Below are 9161 nucleotides of genomic sequence, written 5' to 3' on the forward strand. Positions count from 1 at the left end.
GGACGTCACGCCGAAGATGGGCCCCTTCGAGATCGCGCCCGGCACGCAGTGGGACGAGGGCGCCGACTTCGAGCACGGCATGTTCGGCGCGCCCGGTTCTTCAATGCGACACGACGTCAGGACTGCGTTTGGGCCGCCATCCGCCTGGCCAGTGTGATCCGGTCGGCCGGCGGCACGACCGGGCGGAGCCGTTCGATTCGACGACCGGCAACGGCTTCGGAGACGAACTGCGCGACGGTCGCCGGCGGCGGCACGGTCTCGCCGGCGAGATAGCCGAGTACGAGTGGTGTCTCGTCGGGACGGGTCTCCACTCCGATGTACCAGCCGAGTCGCTCGTCCCACACCAGCATCAGGTCGCGGCCGGCGTGTTCGGGCAACCGATCGGTCAGGCCGAGGTACGCGGTGGCCGTGTCGCTCACCTCGTACCCGACGGCGTCGACCGGTACGCCGACTGCGGCGGCGACCCGTTGCACGTAGGCGGCCAGCGACCGGCTCAACGTCGGCGAGCCGCCTCGCCCGTCGTCGAGACCGAGCATCGACAGCAGGCCGGTGAACTCGTTCCGGTCGCGCGCGTGGCCGGCGACCGTGCGCACCGCGCGGTTGCGCTGCTCAGTCCGTTCCCGTTGCGCTCGCGCGCGCGACTTCGCGAACTGGGACATCGGTCCGCAGTCGTCGTGCGGTGTCGGCGTCATGGTGCCTCCGGTCTGGTCAGGCGTAGTTGGGGGGCCGGTGCGCGGACGGCGCGGCGCGGTCGAGGTCGGCCGCCCGGAGCCGGAAAACCTGAAGGTCCACTCCGAAGTACTTGGTGGTCTCGCCGACCCAGTGCATGCCGTTCTGCCGGACGGTTGCCGCGGCGTGGGTGTTCTCGGGCCGCACGACGGCGAACAGTTCGTCGACGCCCATTTCGAACGCCCAGGAGGCGAGCGTGAACGTCGTCTCGCTGGCGTACCCGTTGTCCCATGCCTCGGGGGTGAGCTGCCAGCCGATCTCGAGGTCTTCGTCGCCGGGCGGCAGCGGCAGCAGCACGGCCCCGCCGATGACCCGGTGTTCGTCGGTGCGTTCGATCGCCCACCGCCCGGCCGGCCGGACGAGCCGGAGGTCCTCGGCGATCCACTGCCGGAGCAGCAGGCGCATCGCGCCAAGGTCGGGCACCCGGTTCATCGCCGGGCTCAGCCAGCGGGCGACGTCGGGATGGCCGTAGGTCTCCAGCGCAGCGGATACGTCGTCCAGTCGCCACGGACGGAGCGTCAGCCGGTCGGTGATCAGGGTCGGTGAAATCGCCATGGCATGCTCTTCTCGATCTCCGTGTCGAGCCGGTAGGGCTGCTCGAGACAAGGAATCCGAGCAGTGCAGAGTGTTCGTCACTCCAATGGGGGCCGCGGTCGCGGCATCCCGTTGCGCCCGGCGACCCGGGCCAGCAAAGAATCGACACGCTCGATGTTGCGCGCGTCCGCGGCGGCGAGCGCGATGTTGCTCGCGGTCGCGTCGGACGTCTCCGGAGGTTCCACGAGTAGCGTTACCCGGCGGCTGCCGGAACCGATGACGTCGACGGTGTTCGCAGCCTGATAGCGAAAGCCGCCGGGTGTGACCCGGGTCGTGCCGGTGGCCAACCGCCGAGGCGCCGGCTGCCTTTCGCCGAGGTTGTAGGCCATCCGCTCGATGGTGCCGAGCCGAGTTGCCAGCGCTGCGAACAACGCCGGCAACTCGGCGGCCAAATCCCGCGGACGGGGCCACCAGGCTCCGTCGACGTGTCCCTGGTCCCCCGGAGTGGGCGTCGCCGGCTTCAGATGTACGCGCGACGGCTGCTCTGCCGGATCGGCTTCGGGGGGTGCGGAACCTTGCGGGACCGACGTCATGCCCGTGCTCCCTCCCCGGTCGAGACGTCGACCGGACGGGCTCGCCAAGGACGAAACCGGCCCAAGCGCCGGCATGCGAGGTGCCATCGGCAATCCGAGCCTACACCCGAATACCAGGAAACGGACCGCGCTCCGTGCCTGGTAGACGCCTCTCGTGCAGACGGGGCGTCAAACGAGAGACACGCCGGTGGCCTGCAGCCCCTTGTTGCCCTGGCCAACGTCGAACTGCACGCGGGCATTCTCCTCCAGGCTGCGGAAGCCGCCGCCGGCGATCGCGGAATAGTGGACGAAGACGTCCGGACCGCCGTCGTCCGGGCTGATGAAGCCGAAGCCCTTCTCGGCATTGAACCATTTCACGGTGCCCTGGGCCATGTGAATCTCCCTGTCGCATCAAGCTTTCAGCACACTCCAACAAGCGTGCCGGGTCGGTCAGCGCGCGGAACAGGAACCGAAAATGACACCAGAACACGCTCGCTCAAATCCTTGCGAGCGTCGAATGAAACAACGAACACAAAAACTTCAACCGTTTCCCAGTAGAGCACGCGCCATGACAAGCGGTCAACTTGGCGCATCCGAGCGTGCCGGAGCCCGTGGTCCCTGGCGCGATCAGGTTCGTTCGCGTAGCGTAGTCGGCACGGGCCTCACTGCCAGGTCAGGGCGATGTCTGGTGCGGTTGCGACGCCGCCGATCGCCAGGAACAGCCCCTCCAGTTCTCTCGCCAAGCCGGAGTCGTGTGGATCACCACGTCGGCTGGGCACGCTGAACCCACCTCCCGAAGGAGTACCTCTCAATGACAGCGCCTAGAACCACGACGATGACAACGACGATGCATCCACTCGAGACCGTCGCCACACCGACGGTCTTCAGCCACGTTGCGCCCGACCAGCCCGCACCACGCACGGCCTCCAGCGACCGAGCGCGCCCCGTCCGCTTCTCCGCACCGGCCGACCGGCCGCGGCGGTGACCGCGACGTTGCCCGGCAACCAGGCGCGGGTCGCCGGGCTGCTGCGGCGCCGGTACGACTACTACACGTCGCAGACGTTGTGGAGCGGACCGCGCCGGAACGGGGAGTCGTGGCGGACACATTCGTTCTTGTACAGCCCGATTGTGGTCTCGGCCAGGGCATTGTCGTGGGCATCCCCGATGCTGCCGATCGACCGGCCGTAGCCCGGACAGCGACACAGTCTCTCCAAAGTGGACAGAGATATCTATAGAAACGTCCCGGGATGGTTCACGTCCCTCCCGACGGGTTAAGCTCGGCGTCGATGGCTGTCTTCGATCCCGGATGCTGAGCTTTCTGCGGAGCTGGACTTTATGCTCCTGCGGAACGGGTTTGCCACGTTTGGGACGTGACGATCCTGGAGACGACCGTCGTATGGCTTGGCGAGCACGGCTATCAGATTGTCCAGATCGACGCCGGCGAATGGACGCGGGAAACGGATCTCCACCGTGACATCGTGGAGGCATTGGGCTTCCCCGACTACTACGGTGGGACTTCGACGCCCTGAGCGACTGCATGGGCGAGGTCGTCTCGGGCGATCGTGGCGCCGGTCTCGGCGCCTGCGGGTTCGTGCTCGTGCTGCGCCGCTACGACAAGTTCGCCGCTGCGGAGCCACACGTCGCCTACGTCATGCTGGACATTTTCGCTCGGCACACGCGCAACGCCCTGGTGATCGGGCACCGGATGATGTGCCTGGTCCAATCCGACGATCCGCGCCTGAGCTCTCCGGCGGACGGGGCGACGCCGGTCGTATGGAACGACGCTGAGTGGCTGAACTCCCGACGCGGGCTGTCGTCGAACGCTGTGGAGGCCACGGTCAGCTCTATGAAGCCCAACAGCTCAACGCCGAATTACGCAGACCCGGCTGAAGACGCCGAGCAACCCGATTGGGACCGCGCGGATCGGAAGGCACCCTGGACGTCGATGGCGCGACGCCCGCCGAGGCGCCCCACGTTTGTCGAGGTCAGGACCGGCACGGACGTCGCATAGGGTCGGCGGCTGGCCCGCACCCACGCCGGCCACGCCGGCATGCCGGACGACCGGATCGTGGATGTGGAGCTGGTGGTCACCGAGTTGCTCGCCAACAGCATCGATCAGGGCGGCGGCTCCGGCACGATGCGCCTGTGGACCAGCAACGGCCATCTCGTCCTCGAGGTCCGCGACCGCGGCGTACTCACCGATCCGCTTGCCGGCGCCGTCCCGCCCGTCCCGGCCAAACCCGCGGCCGCGGTCTGCTGCTCGTCAACCACCTCGCCGACCTCGTTCGAGTGCATACCGACAACGACGGCACAACCCTGCGCGCCCATTTCCAGATCTGAAACGTCAACGCGCCGTTGTCGACGATGTCCGTGCCGGACGTTACGGTCCACTGACTCGCCGTCATGCGCCGCATGGCCCGTCACGCGGCCCTGCGGGTGACCGGTGTGCTACGCAGGGCCACGCCGAGGCCGATCATGCCGACGCTCGATCGCGGCGGTGCCGCGTTGCACACCAGAACGCATCTAAGCCCGTGGATCAGCGCAGGTTTAACCGCATCCGACCGGTCAATTCTCGCCCGAAGCCGCTGCCTGGGACCCCCGGTACAGCTTCCATCGAGTTGCCGGAGGTAGCGCCATGACCATGATCCGAGACCACCGGACCCACCCGCGAAGAGCTCCCGCCGACGGCCCGGAGCCGATGTTGGCGGGACAGAAGACGGCGACACAGGCATGGTTGGTGAAGGTGTTCGCGATCGTGCCGCTGCTCGCCCTGGTGGCCGCAGTGCCTTTTGCCTGGGGCTGGGGGCTGGGTTGGGTCGACATCGGCTTGACCGCGTTCTTCTACACCGTCACCTGCCTGGGTGTGACCGTCGGCTTCCACCGCTACTTCACCCACGGCGCCTTCAAGGCCAAACGCGGCCTGCGGATCGCGCTCGCGGTCGTGGGCAGCACGGCGATGCAGGGACCGGTCATCGGCTGGGTGGCCGACCACCGCCGACACCACGCGTACGCCGACAAGGAAGGCGATCCACACTCCCCCTGGCGATTTGGCACCACACCTGCGGCGCTGGTCAAGGGTTTCTGGCACGCGCACATGGGCTGGATGTTCAACCGCGAGCGAACCAACGCCCAGCGGTTCGCCCCCGACCTGCTCGCCGACCGCGACATCCGGCGCGTCGACCGGCTCTTCCCGTTGCTCACCGTCATCACGCTGGCGGCACCGGCCATGCTGGGCGGGTTGATCACAATGTCATGGTGGGGCGCGGTGACTGCGTTCTTCTGGGCCAGCCTCGTACGGATCGCGTTGCTGCACCACGTGACCTGGTCGGTGAACTCGATCTGTCACCTGATCGGCGATCGGCCGTTCGAGGCGCGGGACAAGTCCGCGAATTTCTGGCCGCTGGCGATCGCTTCGATGGGAGAGTCCTGGCACAACTCCCACCACGCCGACCCCACATGCGCCCGCCACGGCGTCCGCCGCGGTCAGATCGACATCTCCGCCCGGCTGATCTGGCTTTTCGAAAAGCTCGGCTGGGTCTCCCAGGTCCGCTGGCCCAGACCCGAACGCCTCGCCCGCAAACTCAAGCCCCGCCCACCCGCCGCCGAACCCGTCTCCCGAACCGACACCGAACGAGAACTCAGGCGGAACCAGACGCAAGACGACGATGCCGCCAATCAGGCCGACGAGAAACACTCCGGTAGCGACGAGGGCCGGACGGCCCCCCACGGCCAGAAGGCGACTCGATCCGCCGTCGACACGTTCCCAACTCGTCAGGTGTCTTGCGATAGGACTAGAGCGGTGTAGGGACCGACGCCGATGTCGATGACGTATGCCATTCCGTCCATCGCGCCGGGCCGCGCTGTGGCATCCCCGCTGTAGTAGTTGCTGAACGCGGGGTCGTAGCCGTTCCAGTCGCTGTTGAATCGCACCTTCCACTCCCCCGCTCTCGGTACTCCGATGGAGTAGCTGGGGTAGCTCCTGTTCGCCAGGTTGGCGAGGACGACGACGCTGTCGCGCGGGCCGCCGTCGGCATAGCGGTGGAAGGCGATCACCTTGTCGGTGTTGTTGAGGTGGTGCACGGTGAGGCCTTGGCCGCGCAGGCCTCGGGTCGTGTAGCCGCTGTTGCGGCGCAACCGGATCAGATCGCGGTAGAGCTGGAGAATGCCTGCGTAACGGTCACGCTTGGTCCAGTCGAGCGGGTCGTCGTCGTGCCACGAGCCGTCCTCGAGGAACTCCTGGCCTTGGAAGATAAGGGGGATCCCGGGACTGGTGAATACCAGAGTCGCACCGACGGTTGATCGCTTCTTGGCAAACCAACTGTCCGCGTGCCCAGGGTCGATCGCCTCAGGCAGCCGCTGATTGCCGTTCAGCCGCCCTGACTCGTCATGGCTGTCGGTGAAGACGACCCGCTCGAAGGCGTCGTCGTTGTACCGGTTGGCGATCGCCATGGCCAGCATCCGGATGTCCCGCTCGTCGTCGGACACACGGGTCAGCGCATATCGAATCGAGTGCACGAAGGTGGAGTCCCATTGCGCGTCGAACCCTGCTCCTCCCGCCCCTGTGTCCTTGGTCAGCCAGGGGTTGTTCTGCATGTCCTCGGCGATGCTGATCTTCCACGGCTGGTCGCTGTTGATCTCATCGTTGATGTTCTGCAGCAGACGCCATCCGTCGGGGATGTCCGCGGCGGGGTTCGAGCCGCCGTCGATGTTGCGGATGTAGTTGGTCGCGTCGAACCTGAGGCCGTCGAAGCGGAAGTCCTTCAGCCAGCCGAGCGCGTTCTCGCGTAGGTAGCGCCGGACCTCGGGCCTGCCGTAGTCCGGCCGATTGTGGCCCCACGGGGTGAGATCACGCTCGTCGTTGTAGAAGTAGATCCCGCCCTTGTCGCGCTCGTACCACCCGTCGAAGCGCCACAAGCCCAGGTCACCAGGCCCCAGGTGGTTGTACACCACGTCGCACAGCACGGCGATACCTCGACCGTGCGCGGCCGCAACGAGGAGTTTGAGGCTGTCCGGCCCGCCGTAGTCGGACTCCACGGCGAACGGCGAGGACGGGTTGTACCCCCACGAGAACCCACCGGGAAACTCGGCCGGCGGGAGCAGTTCGATCGCGGTGACGCCAAGTTCGCCAAGATGGTCGAGCCGGTCGACCACGTCGGCCAAAGAGCCGGGACCGCCGCGTGGTTCGTCGTGGTAGGTGCCGATATGCAGTTCGTAGATCACCAGCTCGTCCCAGGCAGGCATCTGGAACGTCGACAACCCCCAGTCGAACTCAGGGCCATAGACAACGGAGTCGCCCACAGACGACGTCATCGACCGCGCCCAGGGATCGGACCGCCAGGGTTGCAGCTCCACACCGTCGTACTCGATGACGTACTTGTAGTGGTCCCCCGCCTTTGCACCTGCCACATCGGCAGACCAACACCCATCTGTCTCGCGGGCAAGGCGATCCGTAGTGGCCGACCACGCATTGAAAGATCCCGCGACCGCCACGGCGCTTGCGTTCGGCGCCCATACCCGGAACTCTGTTCCGCCCGCATGAGGAATCGCGCCGAGAACAGCGCTCATCGTGACCTCCTCGAGGACGCCTGTGCACTCTGCATCGTGCCGAGCTACTGGCGGGTTGCACACGGCCGACCAGCCAGGGGTGGCTACGCAGCACCATCCGGCCTGCGCCCGTGCCCTGGAACGAGCTATGCAAGGACCCCATTCACCGATCATGAGGCAGTGCCGACGGCGCTTCTGCGGCTCGACCCGTGGTATCCGCCGGCACCTCTCTACTGTGCCGCGAGCGGGGCGCGCCGACACCAGCCGTCGCTCGACACTCAGGTCGACGTGACCAGGATCAATTCACAGCGAAGACAAACAACCCTCGATCCAGATAAATCGCGCGATCATGCCACGTCGCCTGGTAGAGGACGGAATTGCCCATGTAGTTGGTGAGGTCGATACCGGTTGGAATCTTCAGACTGAAGTTCAGTTGTTCGGTAGTTGCCGCCTTCACGGTCAGCCCGGCAAAAGCTGGCATCGTCAACCGAGGGAACCTCGTGTCGACAAGCGCCAGTGCGTCACCGATATCGGGCGCAACGTTGGCGCTGCCGACGAAGACATGCCCGAACAGCGAGACCCAGTCGGTCGGGTCCGGGTTGTTGATGCCCACGTTGTAGGCGATGCTGGAACCAGGCGATCCCGAGCCCCAGGACTGCCATACGATCATGGGACTGTTGACAGAGCGCAACTTGCGCAACAGTTGGTCTTCAGTGAGGGCCGTGAACGAAAGCCCAGCTTCAGCCGCCTCGCGGCGACGTTGCTCCACCTCGGCCAATACCGATCTAACTGCCTTGGCTTCGCGATCAATTCGCTCCTGCACGTTTTCGCCCGGTTGCACTCCACTCCCCGCCTTTCTCAACTTCGCACAGCAGGCACCGCACTCTCGCTCACGGATGCGGCCAGTGAGGATCCCCGAGTCCAGTGTTCAAATTTACGCTCACGTTGACGACTCCGACAGGGCCGAAGGGCCTTCCGCGACCGAACTCAGCCAGTAAAGATCGAATTTATTCCGGACTCGCCGATTGCCTCTATCACCTCGTCCGGAGGTTCATGCTGGTGCACTCCAGGTCGACCCATTGGTGAAGACTGTTCGCGTTTATTGGATCGACGGCATACAGCTGTATTTCAGCTCGTGAACCCGGCGTGGCGGGGATGTTGGAATGTTGCCTCCTGCCGCCATCGAAGGGCTGGAGCTGGTGAATTTCCTGCGGTTCCCGAGCGTCACCGCGCCTGCTCTGGTGCTTTCCGCGTTCCCCAACCGCCCGAGGATCCGGATGCCGGCGCGGAGGACCAACTCGGCCAGCGAGGTGGAGATCATCGAGCACTTGTGGGACGTGCATTTCGACGGTGACCCGAACATCGTCGAGGTCTACGTGCGGCGGCTGCGGGCCAAGCTCGGTGCCGCGGCGGTGGAGACCGTGCGCGGGGCCGGCTACCGGTTGTCCGGTGGGTGACGTCGAGGCGAGTCTCGGCGCCTAGCACGGTGCGGGTCCGGACCACGGCCGGGGCGGTTGCCGTGGTCGGCGTGGCGTTGCTGCTGGGCGCGGTGACCCTGGTGCGCGTCGTGCGGGCCGCGCTGACCGGCAGCGTCCGCGCCGTCGCCGATATCCGGGCCGGGGAGATCGCGGCAGTGCTCTTCGCCGGCGGCGCACCGAGCCTGGCCGTGGGCGAGCCGGACGAGCAACTGATCCAGATCCTCGACCGCCGCGGTCGGGTGGACGCCGCGAGCGAGGACGTGACGAGCCGTCCCGCCGTGACGCGGCCCGCGCCTGGTGAGTC

At 66.4% G+C, this 9161-nt stretch carries 11 protein-coding genes and 2 pseudogenes; 6 read left to right on the top strand and 7 right to left on the bottom strand.

Translation table 11 applies throughout. The features are described from left to right. Window positions 1-116: 116 nt before the first annotated feature. The 5 genes and pseudogenes from VH969_RS03545 to VH969_RS03565 form a co-directional block, all read right to left on the bottom strand. Window positions 117-692 carry a DUF6292 family protein gene (locus VH969_RS03545; protein WP_331970253.1) on the bottom strand — a complete coding sequence of 192 codons (576 nt, stop codon included), beginning with the start codon at window positions 690-692 and terminating at the stop codon, window positions 117-119. A 16-nt stretch (window positions 693-708) separates the two neighbouring features. Further along, window positions 709-1284: a GNAT family N-acetyltransferase gene (locus tag VH969_RS03550; RefSeq protein ID WP_331970256.1), complete on the bottom strand. Its 576-nt coding sequence runs from the start codon at window positions 1282-1284 to the stop codon at window positions 709-711. A 77-nt stretch (window positions 1285-1361) separates the two neighbouring features. After that, window positions 1362-1856 carry a DUF5994 family protein gene (locus VH969_RS03555; protein WP_331970259.1) on the bottom strand — a complete coding sequence of 165 codons (495 nt, stop codon included), beginning with the start codon at window positions 1854-1856 and terminating at the stop codon, window positions 1362-1364. 168 nt (window positions 1857-2024) lie between these two features. Further along, complete coding sequence (locus VH969_RS03560; protein WP_331970262.1) at window positions 2025-2228, bottom strand: cold-shock protein; 204 nt, start codon at window positions 2226-2228, stop codon at window positions 2025-2027. Window positions 2229-2884: 656 nt separating this feature from the next. Next, a pseudogene (locus VH969_RS03565) lies at window positions 2885-3059 on the bottom strand (IS3-like element ISMysp3 family transposase); the annotation flags it as partial. Window positions 3060-3205: 146 nt separating this feature from the next. On the opposite strand from VH969_RS03565, the gene VH969_RS03570 reads away from it, so the two are divergent. The 4 genes and pseudogenes from VH969_RS03570 to VH969_RS03585 all read left to right on the top strand — a co-directional run. Beyond that, complete coding sequence (locus VH969_RS03570) at window positions 3206-3364, top strand: barstar family protein (protein WP_331970283.1); 159 nt, start codon at window positions 3206-3208, stop codon at window positions 3362-3364. A gap of 8 nt (window positions 3365-3372) precedes the next feature. After that, the gene (locus VH969_RS03575) at window positions 3373-3846 is read left to right on the top strand and encodes a hypothetical protein (protein WP_331970265.1); all 474 of its coding nucleotides are present in this window, start codon (window positions 3373-3375) and stop codon (window positions 3844-3846) included. A 39-nt stretch (window positions 3847-3885) separates the two neighbouring features. Next, the gene (locus VH969_RS03580) at window positions 3886-4275 is read left to right on the top strand and encodes a hypothetical protein (RefSeq protein WP_331970268.1); all 390 of its coding nucleotides are present in this window, start codon (window positions 3886-3888) and stop codon (window positions 4273-4275) included. Between the two features lie 258 nt (window positions 4276-4533). After that, window positions 4534-5424, top strand: a pseudogene (locus VH969_RS03585) (acyl-CoA desaturase); the annotation flags it as partial. Window positions 5425-5606: 182 nt separating this feature from the next. Here the strand turns inward: VH969_RS03585 and VH969_RS03590 are convergent. Together VH969_RS03590 and VH969_RS03595 are read right to left on the bottom strand one after the other, a co-directional pair. After that, complete coding sequence (locus tag VH969_RS03590; protein ID WP_331970271.1) at window positions 5607-7400, bottom strand: alpha-amylase family glycosyl hydrolase; 1794 nt, start codon at window positions 7398-7400, stop codon at window positions 5607-5609. 277 nt (window positions 7401-7677) lie between these two features. Next, a complete protein-coding gene (locus VH969_RS03595; protein WP_331970274.1) occupies window positions 7678-8220 on the bottom strand; it encodes a hypothetical protein in 543 nt (180 codons plus the stop codon). Window positions 8221-8542: 322 nt separating this feature from the next. Here VH969_RS03595 and VH969_RS03600 point away from each other — a divergent pair, with 322 nt between their 5' ends. Together VH969_RS03600 and VH969_RS03605 are read left to right on the top strand one after the other, a co-directional pair. Continuing rightward, window positions 8543-8836: a winged helix-turn-helix domain-containing protein gene (locus tag VH969_RS03600; RefSeq protein ID WP_331970277.1), complete on the top strand. Its 294-nt coding sequence runs from the start codon at window positions 8543-8545 to the stop codon at window positions 8834-8836. A gap of 29 nt (window positions 8837-8865) precedes the next feature. After that, a partial coding sequence (locus tag VH969_RS03605) for a hypothetical protein (RefSeq protein WP_331970280.1) occupies window positions 8866-9161 on the top strand: 296 nt, incomplete at its 3' end.

The organism is Actinophytocola sp. (genome assembly GCF_036555685.1).
Taxonomy (GTDB): domain Bacteria; phylum Actinomycetota; class Actinomycetes; order Mycobacteriales; family Pseudonocardiaceae; genus Actinophytocola.

Coding starts and splice junctions, on each gene's coding strand:
- VH969_RS03550 (WP_331970256.1), bottom strand. CDS start 1,284: ATGGCGATTTCACCGACCCTGATCACCGACCGGCTGACGCTCCGTCCG.
- VH969_RS03575 (WP_331970265.1), top strand. CDS start 3,373: ATGGGCGAGGTCGTCTCGGGCGATCGTGGCGCCGGTCTCGGCGCCTGC.
- VH969_RS03580 (WP_331970268.1), top strand. CDS start 3,886: ATGCCGGACGACCGGATCGTGGATGTGGAGCTGGTGGTCACCGAGTTG.
- VH969_RS03545 (WP_331970253.1), bottom strand. CDS start 692: ATGACGCCGACACCGCACGACGACTGCGGACCGATGTCCCAGTTCGCG.
- VH969_RS03600 (WP_331970277.1), top strand. CDS start 8,543: ATGTTGCCTCCTGCCGCCATCGAAGGGCTGGAGCTGGTGAATTTCCTG.
- VH969_RS03590 (WP_331970271.1), bottom strand. CDS start 7,400: ATGAGCGCTGTTCTCGGCGCGATTCCTCATGCGGGCGGAACAGAGTTC.
- VH969_RS03560 (WP_331970262.1), bottom strand. CDS start 2,228: ATGGCCCAGGGCACCGTGAAATGGTTCAATGCCGAGAAGGGCTTCGGC.
- VH969_RS03555 (WP_331970259.1), bottom strand. CDS start 1,856: ATGACGTCGGTCCCGCAAGGTTCCGCACCCCCCGAAGCCGATCCGGCA.